The organism is Alkalibacterium sp. f15, from assembly GCF_049389645.1.
Taxonomy (GTDB): domain Bacteria; phylum Bacillota; class Bacilli; order Lactobacillales; family Carnobacteriaceae_A; genus Alkalibacterium.
Window position 1 is genome coordinate 576,497 of record NZ_CP186540.1, and the last position, 21,100, is coordinate 597,596.

A 21,100-nucleotide genomic window follows, 5' to 3' on the forward strand; every position below is an offset into this window, starting at 1 on the left:
ATCCAGATACGAAAAAAGAACTATGGAAAGGGTCCCTGTGGTCGAAAAGCTATTTTTTCAGTAGGGTTGAGGATGTTGTCATGGCGTATGTACAAAACCAGTTAAGCTCATTCATCAGTGGGCGTTCGAGACGCGAGAAATCCCTCTTTAAAAATCAAGGGTTTTCTCGATAATGCCTTTATAAAAATATAAGGTTTACTGGTTATATATATTCATAAGTAGCCTACCTATTACTTTTAAATCACGTTGTTGAGCAATACGATATCCGTTTTCGGTTATCTCTGGAAGGATTCCTTCTAAAATTTGATATATTTTTTCTTTAAAGTCGTAGTTGTTAATTCCTTTATACACAGTTTCACCATCTGACAGCCAATTTTCATACACAGGAATGTCCCTGACCAATATAGGTATCTTAGAAGCGAGAGCCTCAAGTAATACTATGCCCTCCGTTTCCTCATTTGTCAGGAACAGGAACAAATCGCTTCCGCAATACGCATCTCTCAAATCATTTCTGTTTACATAGCCGGGGAAATGAAGATTTGGTAAGGGATTTTCAATTGCTTCCCTTACTGAATGTGGCACAAGATTCAAGTTTGTATATCCAAACCAGTAAAACTGATATTCCGGCATTTGCTCTGCTATCTTTACAAAGTCTAAAATACCTTTTCTTTCAATATAGTGCCCGACCGAGATGATTACTTTTTCTTGTTCCTTCAAGTCGTATTTATCACGGAATCGCTTGCGTGCATCATAATTCTGTGCAAAATAATCAATATCAACTCCATTGGAAAGGCTAAAGATTGGGCGTTTTAATCCATAACTCTCTAATAACATTTTTGAATACTCGGTAGGTGTAATAATGATATCGGCACTATTATAGCAATTAATTATCCATCTTTTAAAAATTGGTGCAAGCAAATTGGAACCCCGAAAAGAATTTTCGAAATCTTCCATAGTAGAATGTGCGTAGTAAATAATCTTTTTGCCCTTTCTTTTTGCCCATATGCTCATGATTCGGGAATTCGGGAAAATAGTATTAAGATGAATAATATCAAAATCATCTCTGCTATCCATAGTGTAAGGAATACCTGATAGTTTTAATGTTTTTTCCTGTTGGCGCACCGCTTGTCCAATACCGCTTTTATCCACAATCTTCAATGATCCGGAATACAATAAAATTTTCGTTTGTCTTACCATGCAAAATAAACACATTTAAGAATCATTATGCTTTTCCTCCTTCAATTAATTGAGCAGCAGAAATAACCATTAAAAAACAGCGTTTAGCCCATAACTCTAGGCTGCTATTCCTAACGGCTTTCCTAGTAGAATTATCATTGTGAATTTTGATAATTCTATTTTTGTTGTCCCTATGAAATAACACAAAATTCATCCGGGGTAAACGATTACTCCCATTGTATTTATTACGCAATATTTGATGCAGATGTATCTCATGTTTTTTCATGATAAAGATTTATCGTATTCTGATAAATTTGTTCGACGTTCTTTGCAAATTCGGTCGAAGAATAGTTGTATTTAACACTTTCTCTGGCATTTTCACTTAAATGCTCTCGTAGTCCCTCATTGTCTAATATAGCATTTAACTTTTCTCTGAACTGTTCAAATGATTGATATTTCCAACCGTTTACACCATCTACAATAACATTTTCCAGACATGGATCTTCTCTGCAAAGAGCAGGAACCCCGTTGGCTAATGCCTCTATATAAGTCAATCCTTGTGTTTCGCTGTTTGATGCACTGACAAATAAATCCCCCAATTGGTAATAGGAACTTACCGCTTGTGAACAAATCATTCCTGTAAAAATAACCTGATTGGAAATACCCAATTCGATTGCGCGCTCTTCCAATGCTGTGCGATGCGGTCCATCACCTACTATTAGTAAAGTAATATTCTGTCTGTTTAGTTGTGAAAAAAATAATAATATCTCTTCTAGATTTTTTTCTTTTGCTAGTCGCCCGACACATATAAGCACTCGGTCATTAGATGGGATTCCTACTTTACTCCGGAGCTCTTCTTTCGCTGTGTTTCCCAACTGAATTTCAAATTTCTCTAAATCTATCCCCGTCGGCACGACCTGTATTTCTTGCTTAACGCCGTATTCAAGTAGTAAGGAGCGCACTTTATCTGTGGGCGCGATTACACAATTACTTTGAGTCAAAACCTTTTTGGTCAAAATTGCAACCATCTTTTTTCCCCATTTTTTATTCGGTGAAAAATAATGAGTATAATCTTCATATATAGTATGATAAGTATGAATGATCGGTACATCAACTTCCTTTGCTATCCGTTGTGCCATAAGAAATGTACTGAATTCACATTGCGAATGGATAATATCTGGATGCCAGTCAACTAATTCCTGAATATATTCCTCGTCAATAGACAAGGCGAGCCTTGCCTTAGGATAGATTTTGCCAACGCCAGTAGATTTAATATAAATAACTTCATCTATATGTGATGACTTCCTATTCCCTGACAATGTGAGTATTCTAACCTCATGTCCTAGTTTTTGTAACTCATTCTGTAAGTTGACTACGGATGTGACCACTCCATTTATATCAGGAGCATACTGATCAGTTGTAATTAAGATTTTCAATCGTCTTCTCCTTTTATAATTTTATTTATATATAGCGAATACCTAAAATCTGTAAGAATCAATCTGAAGTTTTCTCATTTTAAGAAAGATTCAAGAACTTTAATCATTTGTTTTATGTAAAGATAAAGTAAGCCAATCACAATAACCAAAACTGCGCTAATTCGAATTGACTACCTCCTGTTGTAATGCCCTAGCTGAGCACCCATATAGCTAAATAGAATTATACCTGAAATTCTAGCAATAAGATGTGTTCTAAAAAAGATATTAAATTTTTTGGCATTATTCATGGCGAACACAGCCTTGTTACGGTAAGACGCCTTAAGCGAATAAAGTAGGTCAAGCACTTCGTCGATGTTAACGGCTTTAGCGCTTACTACAATAATAGCGTGTTGCGCTTATGGTAGCTGCAAGGGTGCCTGGATTTTTGCCGAAACCGTCACCTGTGAAGAACGCGTCCTCTTCTTTGTTTCCGATACTTATGGTGAATTATTTAGAGATGTAGGTTTCAAGGTTGAATACACTGTGATCAGGCAGCTCCTCAAAAAAATTAATCATTGTCCCCACTTTACTTAGCTTAACCCAGGAATAACAGGTTAACTTTATAGCAGTGCTAATAATTGACCTTTAGCTAACATTCTGTCAAATCAACGTTCATTTATCATTATCTCTAGAAAATAATAACCCCTGAGAACAACGTAAATACGTTATTCTCAAGGGTCATAAACTTACTATCTTATCAACAGGTTGACACTTTCGATATCCATTGATTTAGAATGCCGATTTTCGCACTCGACTTGTACGGGAGTATACCAGCTGGTTCCGGGCTTTTTTTCTGGTAAATATGCTCAACATTTAAAGTTCCAGTTGTTCTTTATTCTTTGATATAAAGCAATCTTAAATAAATTCAATGACTCCATTCATTTGCTGCTGTTATTTATTTCCGGACATTATCCTATCCATAAGCTAATAAAAAGGTTTTAGCTTATCCTCCATATCCTTTATTTCACTAAATGGGAAGCTGTTTGACACTCCATAATAGAGCGCCCCCCATCAAAAGCACGCTAAAGGGGATTAAAAAGGGCTGCAGGTTGATAAAATATACCGCAAAAGATCCGAGGGCCGGTGCTAAGGCAATAAGAAAAGTAGGGGCACAGCAAGCAAACCCTGTTAACATACTGGGTAAAGTCCCTAGCAATCCATAACCGGTGTTGATCCGACAAGTTTTTCGATAGCGGTAAGCAAAGACTGCCACCATAATGTTGGAGCCCACAAGTATTCCAAGGATTATACCTAGCAAAAGATTCATCGGTGCTAGAAAAAAGCTAATGCCTCCAAAAGTAATTGCCGCGACGGGTTCCCAAACGTAGGGAGCTCTCGACACGAACATTCTGGAAAGAGGGTTGTCCACTACGAACACCTCAAAAGACCCTTCTTGAAAAAACAAATGATCGATACTGATAAGATAAACGATAAAGTAAAGAACCATCACAAGGATTCCCACGTATTTCGCCTTGGGATCCTCCCAAATTTTACGAAACTTATTAAACCACTGTTTTTTATTCATAGACCATCGTCTCCGGGAAAAAAGCATACCAAGCGAACCACATGACATCATAGGAATTGACAAAGATTTCTTCTTCCTCATCTTCAATAAAAACCCTTGCGGTATCCAGTGCTTCATCATAATTAGCTACAAGGGAATGGTCCCCCAGAATGAAACGGATGATTTTATCCTCGGCTAATGATTTTTTTGGAATCGCAAAGGGTTCGTCTCCCACTCGGCCGGCTATCATAACTTCCTTATTTTGAAATTGGTCATTCTCAAACATTACCGGATAAATTAACGCGTTACTATAATAAAAGCCACTGCTTTCAACATAGGAACCATAGGGATCATCAGTATAATCTCTGATAAAACTGGTGTCTTCCGATAATACCTGAGCATCGTCATACTGTTCCTTCACCCTTCCCCAAGTAGACCAGAGAACAGGGAATTCTTCCAAACGCTGCCCCTTCAACTCCCCATCCACAGCAATACCTAAAATTTGAGGAAAATAGCTCTCGGTTTCCCGGTCATACATCACCAAATTACTATTGATCAGTTTTCCTGAAGTACCAAAATCCGTTTCAATTCCTTGAAAACTTCCTTTATATCCAATGGCTGAACCAGTAAGAGGACAATAGGTAATGCTTACCTTCTCACCATTAAATTCTTCGTTAACGATTTCATGCCATACTAAAATGCGCTGGGGATAAATAAACACCCTATCCTCGGCCTCGACGATAAAAACAACATCCTGATCAACCATGAGTATATCTGCTTCTGCCATAGTTTCGTATATTGGCTCCTCAATAGGTGGTATACCGTCCGGTGGAGGTCCTCCACTTTGAATAAAGTCATGGTAGGCTGTGAGTCGCTCATCGGTCATGCTTTCAAAATCAATCAGGGATTCAGCACTTTCCTCTTCAGTCTGTGCTTCCCGATTTTCTTCAGACTGACGATTGTTATTAAACACAAAGACTCCAACAACAATCACAACAAGTATAGCCAAACTGACAATGATTTTATATTTTCGACTTTTCATTATTCCGCCTCCTACACTAATGAAAAATAGGCCATTGTCACTTTATGTTTATTTAATTATCCACTGACTTCTGTCAAAAATCAATTCATTGAGCTCCATTTCATGGTAGAAAAAGAGTACATTAAAAAATGCAGGGAAAGAACAATTTCACATTGTCATTTCCCTGCATTTCCAAGCTTTCCATGGTTCGCAATTATATGATTTTCTTAATAATCTTAACACGCATGTATAGGTACTCTTTCTGATGATCTGATTAACAATTATTTATCATCCATGTACTTATAACTGGTGAAAACAGATAAGTCTATACGCTGTGTGCGCTCCCGATTGCTTCTTTTACGTTTTCAAATCCATACTTTTTCAAAGTAGCCGGCAGTTGGTCAATCAATTCTTTGCATATCATCGGATTCTGAAAATTCGCCGTACCCACAGCAACTGCACTGGCACCGGCCATTAAAAACTCCAGAACATCTTCGGGCGTCAATATGCCACCCATCCCAATGATAGGAATATTAACAGCTTTGTATACATCATAAATCATGCGGATAGCCACAGGCTTGATAGCCGGTCCTGAAAGTCCACCTACCTTATTACTCAACAGTGGACGCCGTTTATCGAGATCGATTTTCATCCCAGTCAGGGTGTTGATCATCGTCAACCCATCGGCACCTGCACTCTCTACCGCTTTTGCTATACTGACAATATCCGCTGCGTTTGGTGACAATTTTACATAAACGGGAACATTAGAATGCTTCTTTACACGTCTAGTGACTTCATAGGCGACTTCTGGTATCGTACCGAACTGTACACCCCCCTCTTTGACATTTGGGCAGGAGATATTCAACTCGATTGCATCAATAAGATCAGTTTTTTGGAAAGCTTTGGCTACATTTTCGTATTCCTCAATCGTACTGCCGGCAATATTGGCAATGACAGGAAGATCGAATTTTTTGAGAAAGGGTAGTTCATTTTCAATTATTTTATGGACACCTGGATTCTGCAGTCCAATAGCATTCAGCATACCTGATCTTGTTTCTGCTACACGTGGTGTCTGATTTCCTAACCGCTTATGTTCCGTTGCAGCTTTGATCATAATGGCGCCCAGTTCACTCAAATCATAGAACTGACTAAATTCACGGCCAAAGCTAAAACATCCTGATGCCGGCATGATGGGATTTTTCAATTTCAATCCTGGTAAATCGATTGCTAGAGACATTATATTTTCACCTCGCCTGAATGGAATACGGGTCCGTCCTGACAGATCTTCTTATTACTTTTCTCGTCTTTTGTCGGAACTACACAGGCATAACAGGCACCAATTCCACATCCCATTCTTTCCTCCAATGACAAAAATCCTTTTTCATCTTTAAGTTTTATCTCAATCGCCTTTAACATGGGTGTGGGCCCACAGGCAAAATAATAGTCGAATTTAGGTTGCTCCTGTTCAATTATATCTGTGACATAGCCTTGATGCCCATAACTGCCATCATTTGTTGTCACATAACACTTCCCAAGACATTGGAACTGCTCTTCATAAAAGACATCTTCTTTTGACTGAAATCCAATGACTGTAGTGACATGAACCCCTTTTTCTATCAGTTTTTTTGCTAAATAGTAGAGAGGTGGTACACCAATACCTCCACCCACTAAGAGAGCATGTGTCATCTCCAGCTGATCGATTCTATACCCGCTACCGCAAGGAATGAGCATATTAAGTGAATCATCTTTTCTTAGTCGACTCAGCTTTCGTGTTCCTTCTCCAAGTTCTTTGTAAATGAGTGTTAACTTGTTTCCTTCCTTATCTAAATCAGCAATGGAAATCGGACGTCTTAGCATATGCTCACTTGAGGATCCGATTTGAATATAGACAAACTGTCCGGGTCTAATCGTTTCAAGAAGATCTTGATCTACGTGAATATCAAGTTTTACAGTATCTTTTGCAATTACGGTAATTGACTTTATCTTTGTCTCTATAAGTTTCATTAACAATAGCCTCCAGTATTTTCACAGTAACTACAACTAAAAATGGCATTTTATAAAGCTACTTGTATCAGCTTTGTTGTGTATGCATTTATTATTTTTTAGACATAAAAAACCCCTTTGCAAAGCTGCAAAGAGGTAGACGTGCAGAAAATTAAGTGCACATATCCCTATACAACCTTGCATGCCTCACAGGACTTGCTTAAAGGTGCTGGTGATTCGATTTATCAGGATATACAAAAATGTATATCTGAATAATTACCATTTTGAAACGGTTCTACTTAAACAGTTATTCACAAACTCGATTCACAACAAATAAAAAATACCCTTTCTCCGTGTATGAGAAAAAGGATATAGATAGACCTACTCTATATTATTACGTTCCTTCTCAGTCTCACGGGACTGATGTTAAAGGTTCTTTTGTTATGTCTAATTATTCCAATAAAGGAGAGAGAAGTCAACCCTTTTTCTGTTTTGTTTGTATTTCATTGAGTGTTACTTCACATTTTGATTATAAATCGAAAAATGATCCCCTGAAATAACTTAATTAGTTACTTCCAGGGGATCATTAGCTTTTTTTGTAGTATTACATCTAATCTATATCTATATCAAGCACTAAAGGGGTATGGTCTTGTCGTTCTCCAGAATCTAGCATGTCTGATTTTTTTACTTTATCAGCCAGCCTGTTACTTACCAGCCAATAGTCGATCCTCCAGCCTGAATTATTGATCTTGCTTGTTTTGGCACGCTGGTTCCACCAGGAATATTGCCCGGTCACATCGCCGTTGACATACCGGAATGTATCTGTAAATCCTTTATTCAAAAGTTTCGTAAATCCTTCACGCTCTTCGTCTGTAAAACCAGCTGACAGATGATTTCTATCTGGATGAGCTATATCGATTTCTTTATGGGCAACATTAAAGTCCCCTGTTGCAATAACTGGCTTCTTCGCATCCAAACCGCTTAAGTATTCTGCATACTTTTCATCCCATTGTTGACGCTCTTCTAGTCGAACTAATCCTGAACCGGCATTGGGTGTATATACTTGCGTCACATAAAAATCGTCAAATTCCAGCGTAATCATACGCCCTTCTACATCCATTGTATCCGGAGCATCAATTTTCGGATAGGTTACACTGGGCTTTAAATGATTCTTATATAGAAACATCGTACCCGCATAACTTTTTCTTGCAGGTTCTTCAGAAATACGCCAGACATACTCGTAATCAGGAAATAAATCGTTTAATATTCCCTCATGTTTTTTTGTCGGCCCGGTTCGAGGCAGTTTGGTTTCCTGAATCGCAATAACTTCCGGATTTTGCTCGACTATCTTATTCATTACTTCTCTAGACATGACCGCTCGTGCTGAATCGCTCGTCAATGTTGCATTTAATGAATCAATATTCCACGAAATCAATCTCACTTTTTTTGCTCCTCTATATCTTTTTTTACTATGACTACTCTATCTATCCTAACATTATATAGGAAATAGAACGATTATTTTGACTAAACTTTAAATAGAATCGTTGCTCGATCTACAAGTCCCTCCTAAGACATGCCAGCGATGTGCTGTCATACTCGTCATAAAAATCAAACGTTCATTACACCCACAGTAGTATAGTTAATACACCAATACTATTCGAATTACTAAATATAATTTTGAAAATAAGACGAAGTATCAAAAAAAGCACTCCCAATATAGTGAAGTAGAATTTTTATATTTCTACTTCACTATATTGGGAGCATGTCATCTACCGGTTATATGTCATTATTTTAATGACTATTAGAGTATTTAGTTCAACACCAATAATTTTATTCAACATTTTTTTGCACCCAATTCATTAAAACTCAATGACAAGTGTGTTTTTTAACATATAATCTTTACTTCCTCTTAGCAGCATTCAGAAGGTTATTATAAATAAATATCTTAACCCTTAAATCTAGTCTTAATACTTTGATAATTGCTTGATTACATTAAGCAACATGAATCGAACACCTTTTCTTTCATATGAAAAATCATTAAAGCTTCCAATTATATAGGAATCTTTTCCCGGGTGATAAAACATAAACGCTCCTGTTGCCCCTGCAACCCCCCAGGAATTTAATTTTTCAGGCATGACCAAGGGTACTGTTTTAATCTTCCAAATTCCGTAGCCATAATCAATTCCTAATCCAAATCTGACACAATTATCCTTCATTTCTTCAAGCATGTTTTTTGTCACTATCTGATATGACACCAAAGCTTTCATGAATTTTAGTAAGTCTTCAGTGGGAGCCACTACGCCTCCACCGGTATAGTCAAGGCCGGCATATCCTTTTATATCATTCAATTTGGTTTTATCAATAAAAAAATCAGCAGTAGGGAATTGTGAACTTTCTATTGGCTCGGAAAATTGGTGCATATATGAGTGCCTCATATCAAGAGGTTCGAAAATGTATTTTCTTAATACAACATGAAAAGGTTCACCGGTGATGCTTTCAATTATTAAACCTATTAAATGGTAATTCGTGTCTGTGTATTTAAATCCTTCACCTGGAGGAAAATGAGGTTTTTCATTGTTTTTCACCCAGGTAACTGCTTCTCTGGGCGTTATATTTAGATTCTGATCCTTAATAAGTTTACCTAAGAGTGGCCTGAAATCATCAGCTAAGCCAGAGGTTTGATTTAGCAGATGCTTGATCTTGACTTCATCAGTATAATCCTTTCCATTGTATATATGCAGGTTATTCGTTAATTCATGATCGAGATATTTTGTGATTTCATCATCAAAAGACAACTTTCCCCTGTCAACTAATATGCCAATAATTGCTGAAGTAAACAATTTTCCTACACTAGCCATATAAATTGGCTGCTGCGGGTTGGCTGGCATGGTACCCGTTGACCCTTCTGCAATATTTATGTGGATACCTTCTTTTTCCGAATGCACTAATAAATAAGCATTCTTTATTTTACTATCTTTTCGCACTTGTTTTCTAAACGAATTTTCTATTGATTTTGATAAATTATTCGTTTTCATTCAATTCTACTCTCCTTCCTTAAAATATATTCTCATTTCAATTTCTTTAAACGATGACGGCGCCAGAATTAGTATTATCATATTTTCGGCAAGTGACTCTAAACACTAATTCATTTAATCTCTTTCAATAAAACAGCAAACAATATATGGAATTAGAGATCTATCGAATCAGTTGTTGATATTTTTATAACTCTCCAAGTGAACTAACATGTTTTTCAAACTAAGAGAAACATTCTTGTACAATATATTATTATTATTATAGACTTCTCCTTAAAATAACTCACTCAATATACTCTCGAACTACTATTTTCAAAACATACAAATTTTAAATGATTTTAGGTTCCAAAAAGGAATCTATCTTAATTATTGATATCTTCCATCATCAATGGATACTCGAAGTTCGTTTCATTATCATTTCGGCTTCTTCTCTCTGAGCCAAATGTATCTTACAGGTAGGCTGATTCCCATATTTCCTAATAGAATCCACCCATTTTTGATTATATTAGCAGTGATGTAATTCTCATTTTTCATAAAGTTAATATGATCAATGAAATGCTGAATTGTACCAGCACCTAATTCAACAGCTGTGTGCATAAGAAGTTTCCTACATACTAACCATACAGCTTTATAAGCTTTCAATTTAATAAGCCTCTGAAAACAGCGTCATACGCTATTTTCAGAGGCTTTGACATTTTTATTTAATTAACAGAGTAACGCTTTGTATATGTGTCGAGATGATAGTGCATACAGAATCAAAGATAGAAGTAGTACTTGCCAATTTTTTTATTATTGCCGAAAAATCTGTAAAGCACACTTTAACCTCATTTAATCTTGAATGGAGAGCCGATACAGTTTATCGTCACTCTCTTTTGGATCACCCCGCCCATCTGTATTATTACTGATGAAATAAAGCTGATCATCTTCTATCAATACATCCCTGATTCGGCCGAATCCAGATACCACTTCTCTCTGCTCACGGGTTTCAAGGTCAAATTCAAAAACAGCAGACCCTCTTAACCCTGCGACATAAATTTTACCATTGTAATAGTCCATTCCAGAGGGGGCCCATGTGTCTGAATTTCCAGAGGTGAAGAGAGGCGAAATCATATCTTCTTGTTCTTCGTCTCCTTCAATGATCGGCCAGCCATAATTTTGACCGGCTTCAATTAGGTTGACCTCGTCATTTGCTGAATTGCCATGTTCACTTGAATACAATGTTCCGTCAGACGACCAAGTAAGTCCCTGAGGGTTTCGGTGTCCATAACTGTAAACATAGGAATCGGGAATGGGATTGTCCTCCGGAATCGATCCATCACGATTCATTCTTAAAATTTTTCCGCCTAATGATTCAGTGTCTTGTGCAATATCAGGTGTAGATGCATCACCAGTCGTTGCATAGAGCATGTCATCAGGACCGATTTTTAGTCTGCCACCATGATGAACCCTTCCGCTTGGGATTTTATCGAGCAGTATATCCTCTTCCTGCCAGACGTCTCCACCTAACTGCAAAGTAACAATCCGGTTCAGAGGTCCATTGCTGGCTTCATAGGTGTAATAGGCGTAGGCTAAGCTGTTTTGCGAAAATTCCGGATCGAGGACGAATCCTAACAAACCCGCTTCTGGAACCAAGGACAGTTCCTGTTCCAGTTCCACATCCTGCCTTATAGTTTCTCCATTTTCAATTCGTGTGATATATCCAGGTCTCTCTGTCAAGAAGAAAGTATCTCCCTCTTTTTCAATCGACCAGGGTATCTCGAGGTTTTCAGTAACTATCTCTGGTTCGTCGCTTATTACTTCCGGTTCTTTCTCTTCTTCCTGTTCTCCCAGCCCATCATTTACCTGTCCATTCGAAGTGATGTCCGGGTCAGTTGTAACTGGTGCTTCATTAGTATCAGCACATCCAGAAACTAGAATCACTAAAAACAGACCTAACATACTGAATTTTTTCATTCTTATACACCTCTTCCTTATCGTTTCTATTTGCGATAGGAGTCCTTAAATCAAACCAAATAAGATAAACCCAACGGTGTTGATTGCAAAATTTGCAAACATATGTACAAGCCACGATGGATATATATTCTCAGACTTTTCATTTAAAAAATTAAAGATACAGCCCCCAGCGAAGAGTCCAGTCATGGCTAACAAATAAATACTCCAATGGAACCATCCACTTGTCATACCTACATGATACAATGCAAACAATAAAGAACTGAATACATAGGCAAAGAGGCGACTAGTGTTTTCCTTCAAAATTAAAAAAGCGAAACCACGAAAGAAAAATTCTTCCAGCAAAGAATTAATTAGAGAGATATAAATAGCAACATATACAAAATTATGTTCAGTGACACCAATATTGGTAGTTAAAGACTCACGAATTATTGATAAATCAATATGGTTTTTTAAAATAATATACGCAATTAGGATAACAGAGAATACTCCAACACCCAATAAAAATGCATATATAAGATCTGACTTTCTAGGAATAAACAGTTTTTTCAAACGACTATACTGATCTTTATACTTAAGAAAGTACCCCATCGGAACAACTGAGAACAGAAATATTTTCAAAATAGATTTGTATAGATATGGCAATTGGAAAAATCCGTCTATGACACTCATACCTAAAGCTGATATTGAGATTAAAAGAATCAAGAATACACTTTTTCTATTTATTTTCATATGACGATACCCCTTTAAGTACACATCGCTCATTTTTAGTTACTCTAAGTACTGCTTTATTTTAGCGGATACACTTTAGCTGCCACTACCTAAAAAGATCCGATGTCGGAACTTCTTTTCCGTAACACCAGTATAAAAAGAATCCACACTAAAAAACACTCTTTTTTTAGTGTGAAACTTAGTATTCTTTTATTCTATAGCAAAAGGTATTAGCTAACTAAACTAAATATTTTAATTAAAAATGATATAAATAATAACATTTAGTCCCTCATTATTTTGATCCAACTGATTGCACGGTCAATAACCGAAGAAGAAGACACTTCTTGAGCATAGCTCTTTATGGAATGTCTCGCTTATTCTTTATCTTCATTCAAAATCTTTACACTTTAATCAGCGATTTTTTCAATCCCTGCGATGCCAATTGCTCCAGGACCTCCATGACTTGAAATCACAGCACCCGCCTTCATCCAGCTGGCTTTTTGAATACCGTTTTCTCTCAGCAATTCGAAAATCATCTCTTTCTGACTGTCTTCAACACCCGGAGCACCTACTATTAGTACGCTATCAGGGTCGATGTTATAGCTCTTGAAAAAATTATTAACCATCTTTTTCAAGCAGTTATCAAAGGATCCACGGTATTTCGCCCCAGATACCAAGGAGCCATTTTCTAATATAATTGACGGCTGAATTTTCAACAAATTTGCCCCGTGAAAAGCCAGATTTGAGACCCGGCCGCCAGCTTTTAAATATTGCAGTGTTTTAGGCAAAAAAGCCATATGGGTGCGTTCTCTAATATCTTCGACAAAAGCAATAATTGCTTCAGGACTTGTATTAGGATTATCTTCAATGAATTGAGCTGTTGCTTTAACAACAGCAGCTGCTCCGATAGATACATGCTTGGAGTCTACAAGGTAGATGTTTTTAAAATCTTGAGCTGCAATATTTGCTGCATTGAAGGAAACAGTTGTTACTGCAGAATATCCAATATGGATTATATATGCATCGGGATGTTCTGCAAAAATTCGCTTGAAAACCTCGGCATTATCTTGTGGAGAAGTACCTGATGTTTTAGGTAGATTTTCTGTTTTTTCATAATAATCAAAAGCTTTCTGAACTTCAAAACTACCATCAGAATACGTTTGATCTCCCATTGTCACATGCATCGGAATGACTTGTATATTGTAGCGATCGATTATTTCTTTAGATAGATCTGAACCACTTTCAGTTGTGATAATATATTTATTCATAATAAACCTCCATTATTTTGGTCGATTATAGTTCTTCTACTGACTGTAGTCTTCATTGTTTTCATTATAATCATTGTACTATATATTTTTTATAATATACACTCAACCTTTTATATCTTTACATATCTATAAAAGATTAATCTCTCTAAATTATGGTCCTCATGTCATGACCGAATTTTTGATTAAACAAATTAATATATCAACCATTCTAATTATTGCTAATTCCACAATATACCAACAAATGTTTTTTTAATCTAATTTTTTTCTCAATAAAACTCTCATTACCCAATTTATTATCACAATTATTTACACAATAGAATTATAATTACAGTTCTTTGTTCGCAAAGTATTGAACTCTAGAAATATAATCACAATTTCTAGAGTTCAATACTTTATATTTTTTCAAGCAGTACGACAGTCTCCACTTACAATTATCAGTAAGTTCAGCAAATTTCAATACTCTTTTTTGCTTAGGAAGTATTGATTATTATAACTTATCTTGTTGATGTCACCTGCAGGCTGGATAAATAGTGCAGCTTTCCCTTCACTCCATATGCAGTTAAGTGGGATAAATCTTTAATAAAGAATCGAGTCGTAAATACTGTTTCCCCATTGTCACAAAATATTTCCATACTGGATTGATCAACAAATATTTTAACGTTATGCTTCTCTTTAATTTTTCTAATTGCATATCGCTCTGTTCCAAACCTCTCTGCATACAACTCAGACATGTTTGAACGGTCTAAACAATATTCTTCTCCATTTGAAGAAAAGGTGATGTTTGCTCCCTCATCATTTTGTAACGTAATACCAAATTCATCTTGAATTTCACATTCTAGCTCGAATGAACCCGAGATCAGACGAATCTCTCTTTCAAAATTATGTGAAGAAGCTCTAAGGTCTTTCAATTCAATAACTGGTTCTTGAAAAAGGACATTATCTTTAATTTTTAGCTCTCTTGGGATTGTCAGCATATGGGCCCACCCATTTTTATCGGTTGGGTATTCACTTTTCGAATTACCCAGCCAACCAATTAGAATCCTGCGACCTTTCTCATCCTCATAGGTTTGCGGAGCATAAAAATCAAATCCTTTATCTAATTCAATGAATCCATCATTTTTAAACATGTTATTTTCCACATCTATTTTTTCTCCTACAAAGTACACAACTGAAAAAACATTTTTTAAATCATACTTACTGAAAGAAGAAATCCCTTGTGGCGATAAGATAAGAACCCCATTCTTTCCTTGCTCATAATAATTTGGACATTCCCACATGTGTCCGAAATCATTTATTCCGATATCGATATTTCCTTGATAAGATAGATCATAGAACGTTTCGCCTTTATATAGAGCAAGCGCTCCTTGATTGTCTATCGTTTCTCCTCCTACTAATAAAAAAGAATGATTAGTTCTTTGAAAAACCACTGGGTCACGAAAATTCTCAGTAAAGACAGTCTCATCTCTATCCACTATAACTCCAATCTTTTTCACAAGGTTAGAGCTATCCATCTTGGCTAAACATTGTGACTGATTAAATCCCCCTTTTTCTGATTTCCGATTTCCTGTATAAAATAAAAACAACTCCCCCTCAACTTCAAGCGAACTGCCTGAATAGCAGCCGTAAGAGTCATAGGTTTGATCGGGATACATTGCAATGCCGTGATCACAATAATGAACAAAATCCTTAGTCGAGACATGATACCAATGTTTCAACCCATGAACTGGCCCTAATGGAAACCACTGATAAAAAATGTGATGTTCTCCTTTGTAAAACGAAAGTCCATTAGGATCATTCAATAAACCGTGGTGAGGTGCGACATGATAGGTCGGATAATAAGCATCCGATTTTGTCTTTTCCTTTATATTTTCTATATAAGTCTTTGGAACATCGATCAGGTTCAAAAATCGATTTTTTCGATTTGTAAAATCTATCATAGTTGCTTCTCCCTTAATCAGAATTAAAAGAAGGAAGATTACTCTCTCCCTTCCCGTCTTCTATTATCTATTTATAAAACAGTTGAGGTTTGTGTTGAAACATTCTTTTCTTTGAATGCCAGTTTTGTTGTAATAAATCCAGTAAATAATGCTACTAAAATCACTAAAATATAAAGTAGTAATCCATCACCGATATAAAGTAACATTCCAGGCAACATTGTTGCTCCAGTACCAGTAGCGGCAATTCCTAAAATAGATGCAAGTCCTCCACCAACTGCTCCACCTAGACAACCAAACAAAAATGGGCTTCCCTTAGGTAAGTTTACTGCAAACATCAATGGTTCAGTAATGCCGAAAAATGCCGGAATTACAGATGAAAACATTGTAGCTCTTTTCTTCTTGTCTTTCTGAGCTAATACAACAGCTAATGCTGCGCCTGCTTGTCCAGCAATGGCAGCAGTCCCAATAGGATTAATAATGTTGACTCCGGTTTGAGTAAGCATGCTGACTTCAATTGGTACGATTGTGTGATGCATGCCAGTGACAGCAAGAAATTGAATCAACCCACCATAAACAAAGCCACCAATACCAAAAGGTAGTTCAAAGAAAAACATAATAAGGTTTGTCAGAATACTCTCCGCAAACATAATAAGCGGTCCGAATATAACTAATCCCAGAATAAGAGAAGTAAACAATGTTAAAAAGGGTGTAAGAATTAAGTCCAAAACCTCTGGAACCCATTGTCTAAATTTCTTCTCAAGTGTTGCTGCTAGCCACCCGATAAATATAGCTGGTAAAATCGAACTTTGCATACCTGTGACCGCTACATCAAATCCAAATATAGATAAAACAAGTGGTTGTGCTTCCCCAAAGGCTACTGCCCATTTATCTGGAAGTTGCGGCGCAACTAACATCAATCCTAAGACCATACCAATAACTGGAGTTCCACCAAATTTTTTCATCGCTGACCATGTAACTAACACGGGAATAAAGACAAATGCCGTATCTGTTAACACCTGTGACAATACGATCAGTTCATTTGAAAACTCCATTCCGAAACCGTTTACAAGTAAGCCTCTTACACCCATCAACAATCCAGTAGCAATCAATACTGGAATAATTGGAATGAATATATCTGCCAAAGCTTTCACGAACTGTTGAGGTTTAGACAACTTTTGATTTGCAGCTTCTTTAAAATTCCCTTCTTCAATTCCATCTTTCAAAAGTTCTGCATGGACTTTGTTCACAAAACCGGTTCCTAAAATAACTTGATGCTGACCACTTTGGTAGAAGTATCCGTTAACTCCCTCAATATCTTCAATCTTTTCTTTGTTTACTTTTTGATCCGATTTTACAACCACTCTTAATCTAGTTGCACAATGCGTCATAGTCTGAATATTCTCTTTTCCACCCAATGCCTCTAAAACTAACTGAGCTGTAATTCTTGCATCCTTTGTCATTAGTATTCCTCCTTATAATTGTGAATCCCAATCATTAAAAAACATGGAAACGTTTCCACTTTGTTTGAAATAGAAAGCGCCGATAAGAGCGCCTTCATCAGAATTGAAACGTTTCCACTTTTTAAAGATAAACATTTATTTCTATATGCACATCTTACGTTAATTCTGTTTTTATGTCAAGTGATTTTGTCGAATTCCCTGCTTTAAATTTTACTGGTAAAATGATCCGTCGTTCTACTTCTTTTCCATTGATTAATTTAATCAAGCTTTGTGCAGCTGTCTTGGCTAGCTTTTGAATTGGTTGTTCAATAGTTGAGTGAGAGACACTGGCGTCTTTACTCATTTTAGCCCCATCAAATCCTATGATTTGGATATCTTCAGGAACTTTTTTGTTCATATTTTTACATACAGATATCGCTTCTATTGCCCACTTATCGTTCATACAAAATAAACCATCGACTGTTGGATTTTCTTCCAGAAAAGAAACGATCACTTTCGAAAGATCTTTCACTGGTTCGATGACTTCATGAACACTTGACAAGACTTTAGCGTTATTAACATAATCTTCGAATCCCTTTCTTCGAAGCATCGACTCATTCTTTATGCTGGAAACACTGCCAATATACCCAATATGTTTACAACCTCTTTTGCTTAATTCAGAAGCTGCTAAAAATCCGCCACTATAATGGTCGCTTGTAATATTCACTACGTCCTCTGTAAAATGTCGATCAATGCTAACCATGGGTAAATTACTTGTTACATATTGGTCTATTTCTTTACTATAGGTGATAGCAATAATTCCATCAATTTTATTTTTTTGCAGCATAGTAATATATTGTATTTCTCTTTCCACTTCGTTTTGAGAATTACAAAGGATGGTCTTATAATTATTGTTTAATAACTCTCTTTCTACATAGTAAGAAAACTCCGAATAAAATGGATGCCATACCGTCGGGACAATTAACGCAATCGATAGAGATTGCTGCATTTTAAAATTACGAGCTGCTTCATTAGGCTGATAGTTTAATTCTTTAATGACTCTTTCTACCTTTCTTCTTGTGCTGTCTTTAACAGGACCAGCATTGTTTATTACTCTGGAAACTGTACCTAATCCTACTCCTGCTTTTACAGCAACATCTTTCATTGTGGTCATGATTTTTTCCTTTCATCTATGCTTGGATAAATACTTTTCTCTATCTTATAAATTTGAAATCTCTATACATATTATAATCTTAGAAACAGACAATAACAATGTATAATTGGAATGATTTATCTCACTACTCTTAGTATATGATATTCTTTTATCACATTTTTTAACCATTTCATTAATGGTTTGTCTAGTGACTTTGCATTAATCGGCTGATTCTGGTTGGGAAACCTATTTTGCTTTTAAAAGTTCTTTAATTTGATTTTCAATGGCTTAAAAACAATCATAATCCGATTAAAATCAGTGAAATGATTTCTGATCTACAATTCCATGTCTGTATCCAATTCCTGAACAAATCGATTATCCATCAGCTTATACATCAAAGGCATAAGCTGTTGCATTGGAATATTCTTATCCTGATCAAACCAATGTTTTACTGTTGATAGGGTAGCTCCAACTAAAAATTCTAAAGCATAATCCATCTCTACTGGTGAAATATTTACGCGATTTTCTATATCTTCCATCATCATAGATTTAAAAACGTTTTTCAACTTATGTGCAAAACGTGGATCTCCGTTTTCACTTAATAAAACTGAATAATAAGCACTATTCTTTTCGTATATTGTAATTATATTTTCGAAATAATCAGGGCTATGCTCCCTAGATGTATCTATTACTGGTAAATCTTCTTTTACTGGCATTAATTCTTCTTCAATTTGCTCAAGTACGTCGTAGACATCTGTGAAATATGCGTAAAAAGTAGATCGATTGTATCCAGCTTTTAATGTAATATCCTTAACTGTTATTTTCTCAATCTTTTTTTCCTTATATAGCTCCCAAAATGAATCTTTTATGGTTTGTTTTGTCATCATGGTTATATCAGGTTGTTTTTTATTCATTAGGTTCTCCTTAGTATATTAATCCGACACATTGACTAAGATTGTTGATTGTATTGGTGTTCTTTACCGTATATTATTAAACCATACAACAAGTTGTCGAACTAAACAAACTTTAATATCCCTTCTTGAAAGGAGAACCTATGATTACAATATTATGCGCCGGTTCACGCGGTGATTTTCAACCTTATATAGCCCTTGCACAACAGCTAAAGAAATATAAAAAAGAAGTACGTATTTCAGGTCCAAAAGAGTTCAAAACATTTGTGACCAGTTACGATATTGATTATTATTCAATTGAAGTAGATATGAATGCTTTAAAAATTGATCCAAAAATGTTGGAAGAAGCTGGTTCTGCAGACAATCCCCTCAAAATGCTGCTAGCTTTTAATAAAATGAAAGCTTACGGTGATTTTACTACTAAAGAATATTATCAAGCCTGTCAAAATAGCGAACTTATTATTTATCATCCAGGTTTGACTATCGGCTATTTTGCCGCTAAAGAACTTGGCATACCAGCTGTACTTGCATCACCATTTCCTATGCATAAAACTAAACAATATTTGTCTGTAGTTATGTATGGCAAATCAAAACCAACTATGATCAATAACAAAATAAGCTATTTAATGATACAAGGTATGTTGTGGATGGCGGGAAAAGATTCCGCTAAATCGTTTTGGAAAAAGGAATTCGGTCGATTACCAATTGATTATGGTGCTCCCTATGAATACCATAATCAAGCTAATCAGCCAGCTCTCATTTCCTGTAGTAATTATATATTTAAAAGACCTGCAGACTGGAATTCACATATCCATCAAAATGGCTATTGGTTTGTAGAGGAGAAAGATGACTTTAGACCCAATCAGTCCTTAGTAGATTTCATTGAAGCAGGAGAAAAACCGATCTATATAGGTTTTGGAAGTATGTCTATGATGAAAAAACATTCTGAACTAGGCAGCATAGTCGTAAACGCAATAAAAAAAAGTGGTAAACGAGCTATTATTTGTGGTTTTGGTAGACCTGATAATCTAACCAATGACATATATGCACTTGATAGCATCGCTCACGCCTGGCTTTTTAATCATGTTTCAGCTGTTTGTCATCATGGTGGTGCAGGTACCTCAGCTGCAGGATTTAATGCTGGTATTCCAAGTGTTATTATTCCATTCTCTAACGACCAATTTGCCTGGGCTCATCGTTCTTATGACCTCGGAATTGGTGTCAAACCTATAAATGTAAAAAAATTAACTGTCGATAACTTGGCTGATGCTCTCATAGCAGCTTCTCAACCGGATATCATAGCAAAGGCAAAAGAAATAGGTGTTAAAATCCAAACTGAAAATGGCGCTAAAGATTGTGCTAAAGTTATTATTGACCTATTAGAGAATTAAAAATCGTTTGACTATCACACCTGTTGTGGTCAAATTTGAAAAATTTCCATGAATAAGAATACACGCTTTTCAAAATGAAATTCAATTTCTAAAACGCACATCTATAAAGATGCTCTTCCTGAATAAATAGCAGTGAAGTCTATACTCTG

The 21,100-nt window shown here is 36.1% G+C and carries 16 protein-coding genes; 1 reads left to right on the plus strand and 15 read right to left on the minus strand.

Annotated features, from left to right (window positions below):
* Positions 1-195: 195 nt before the first annotated feature.
* The 15 genes from ACO1PF_RS02940 to ACO1PF_RS03010 form a co-directional block, all read right to left on the minus strand.
* Entirely contained in the window at positions 196-1,149 is a 954-nt protein-coding gene (locus tag ACO1PF_RS02940) for a glycosyltransferase (RefSeq protein ID WP_423189866.1), read from the minus strand.
* Positions 1,150-1,448: 299 nt separating this feature from the next.
* Positions 1,449-2,612, minus strand: a complete 1,164-nt coding sequence (locus ACO1PF_RS02945) for a glycosyltransferase family 4 protein (RefSeq protein WP_423189867.1) — start codon at positions 2,610-2,612, stop codon at positions 1,449-1,451.
* A gap of 1,006 nt (positions 2,613-3,618) precedes the next feature.
* Positions 3,619-4,176, minus strand: a complete 558-nt coding sequence (locus ACO1PF_RS02950; protein WP_423189868.1) for a hypothetical protein — start codon at positions 4,174-4,176, stop codon at positions 3,619-3,621.
* A complete protein-coding gene (locus ACO1PF_RS02955) occupies positions 4,169-5,197 on the minus strand; it encodes a DUF3179 domain-containing protein (RefSeq protein ID WP_423189869.1) in 1,029 nt (342 codons plus the stop codon). Before ACO1PF_RS02955 ends, ACO1PF_RS02950 begins: the two co-directional genes overlap by 8 nt.
* Positions 5,198-5,501: 304 nt before the next feature.
* Positions 5,502-6,413, minus strand: a complete 912-nt coding sequence (locus ACO1PF_RS02960; protein ID WP_423189870.1) for a dihydroorotate dehydrogenase — start codon at positions 6,411-6,413, stop codon at positions 5,502-5,504.
* Positions 6,413-7,180, minus strand: a complete 768-nt coding sequence (locus ACO1PF_RS02965; RefSeq protein WP_423189871.1) for a dihydroorotate dehydrogenase electron transfer subunit — start codon at positions 7,178-7,180, stop codon at positions 6,413-6,415. The genes ACO1PF_RS02960 and ACO1PF_RS02965 overlap by 1 nt, the downstream gene beginning before the upstream one ends.
* 589 nt (positions 7,181-7,769) lie before the next feature.
* Positions 7,770-8,600, minus strand: coding sequence for an exodeoxyribonuclease III (locus tag ACO1PF_RS02970; RefSeq protein WP_423189872.1), 831 nt, complete (start codon positions 8,598-8,600; stop codon positions 7,770-7,772).
* A gap of 523 nt (positions 8,601-9,123) precedes the next feature.
* Positions 9,124-10,194, minus strand: coding sequence for a serine hydrolase domain-containing protein (locus ACO1PF_RS02975; RefSeq protein ID WP_423189873.1), 1,071 nt, complete (start codon positions 10,192-10,194; stop codon positions 9,124-9,126).
* An 825-nt stretch (positions 10,195-11,019) separates the two neighbouring features.
* A complete protein-coding gene (locus ACO1PF_RS02980; RefSeq protein WP_423189874.1) occupies positions 11,020-12,144 on the minus strand; it encodes a PQQ-dependent sugar dehydrogenase in 1,125 nt (374 codons plus the stop codon).
* A 45-nt stretch (positions 12,145-12,189) separates the two neighbouring features.
* Complete coding sequence (locus tag ACO1PF_RS02985) at positions 12,190-12,873, minus strand: CPBP family intramembrane glutamic endopeptidase (protein WP_423189875.1); 684 nt, start codon at positions 12,871-12,873, stop codon at positions 12,190-12,192.
* Positions 12,874-13,259: 386 nt separating this feature from the next.
* Positions 13,260-14,120, minus strand: a complete 861-nt coding sequence (locus tag ACO1PF_RS02990) for a DegV family protein (RefSeq protein WP_423189876.1) — start codon at positions 14,118-14,120, stop codon at positions 13,260-13,262.
* 494 nt (positions 14,121-14,614) lie between these two features.
* Positions 14,615-16,057, minus strand: a complete 1,443-nt coding sequence (locus ACO1PF_RS02995) for a sucrose-6-phosphate hydrolase (RefSeq protein ID WP_423189877.1) — start codon at positions 16,055-16,057, stop codon at positions 14,615-14,617.
* A gap of 71 nt (positions 16,058-16,128) precedes the next feature.
* On the minus strand, positions 16,129-17,517 hold the full coding sequence (locus ACO1PF_RS03000; protein WP_423189878.1) for a PTS transporter subunit EIIC: 1,389 nt from the start codon (positions 17,515-17,517) through the stop codon (positions 16,129-16,131).
* A 154-nt stretch (positions 17,518-17,671) separates the two neighbouring features.
* Positions 17,672-18,670, minus strand: a complete 999-nt coding sequence (locus tag ACO1PF_RS03005; RefSeq protein ID WP_423189879.1) for a LacI family DNA-binding transcriptional regulator — start codon at positions 18,668-18,670, stop codon at positions 17,672-17,674.
* A gap of 314 nt (positions 18,671-18,984) precedes the next feature.
* The gene (locus ACO1PF_RS03010; RefSeq protein WP_423189880.1) at positions 18,985-19,563 is read right to left on the minus strand and encodes a TetR/AcrR family transcriptional regulator C-terminal domain-containing protein; all 579 of its coding nucleotides are present in this window, start codon (positions 19,561-19,563) and stop codon (positions 18,985-18,987) included.
* Positions 19,564-19,703: 140 nt separating this feature from the next.
* On the opposite strand from ACO1PF_RS03010, the gene ACO1PF_RS03015 reads away from it, so the two are divergent.
* Complete coding sequence (locus ACO1PF_RS03015) at positions 19,704-20,951, plus strand: glycosyltransferase (protein WP_423189881.1); 1,248 nt, start codon at positions 19,704-19,706, stop codon at positions 20,949-20,951.
* The last annotated feature ends 149 nt before the right edge of the window (positions 20,952-21,100 follow it).

Coding starts and splice junctions, on each gene's coding strand:
- ACO1PF_RS02950 (WP_423189868.1), bottom strand. CDS start 4,176: ATGAATAAAAAACAGTGGTTTAATAAGTTTCGTAAAATTTGGGAGGAT.
- ACO1PF_RS02955 (WP_423189869.1), bottom strand. CDS start 5,197: ATGAAAAGTCGAAAATATAAAATCATTGTCAGTTTGGCTATACTTGTT.
- ACO1PF_RS02960 (WP_423189870.1), bottom strand. CDS start 6,413: ATGTCTCTAGCAATCGATTTACCAGGATTGAAATTGAAAAATCCCATC.
- ACO1PF_RS02965 (WP_423189871.1), bottom strand. CDS start 7,180: ATGAAACTTATAGAGACAAAGATAAAGTCAATTACCGTAATTGCAAAA.
- ACO1PF_RS02975 (WP_423189873.1), bottom strand. CDS start 10,194: ATGAAAACGAATAATTTATCAAAATCAATAGAAAATTCGTTTAGAAAA.
- ACO1PF_RS02980 (WP_423189874.1), bottom strand. CDS start 12,144: ATGAAAAAATTCAGTATGTTAGGTCTGTTTTTAGTGATTCTAGTTTCT.
- ACO1PF_RS02985 (WP_423189875.1), bottom strand. CDS start 12,873: ATGAAAATAAATAGAAAAAGTGTATTCTTGATTCTTTTAATCTCAATA.
- ACO1PF_RS02990 (WP_423189876.1), bottom strand. CDS start 14,120: ATGAATAAATATATTATCACAACTGAAAGTGGTTCAGATCTATCTAAA.
- ACO1PF_RS02995 (WP_423189877.1), bottom strand. CDS start 16,057: ATGATAGATTTTACAAATCGAAAAAATCGATTTTTGAACCTGATCGAT.
- ACO1PF_RS03000 (WP_423189878.1), bottom strand. CDS start 17,517: ATGACAAAGGATGCAAGAATTACAGCTCAGTTAGTTTTAGAGGCATTG.
- ACO1PF_RS03005 (WP_423189879.1), bottom strand. CDS start 18,670: ATGACCACAATGAAAGATGTTGCTGTAAAAGCAGGAGTAGGATTAGGT.
- ACO1PF_RS03010 (WP_423189880.1), bottom strand. CDS start 19,563: ATGAATAAAAAACAACCTGATATAACCATGATGACAAAACAAACCATA.
- ACO1PF_RS03015 (WP_423189881.1), top strand. CDS start 19,704: ATGATTACAATATTATGCGCCGGTTCACGCGGTGATTTTCAACCTTAT.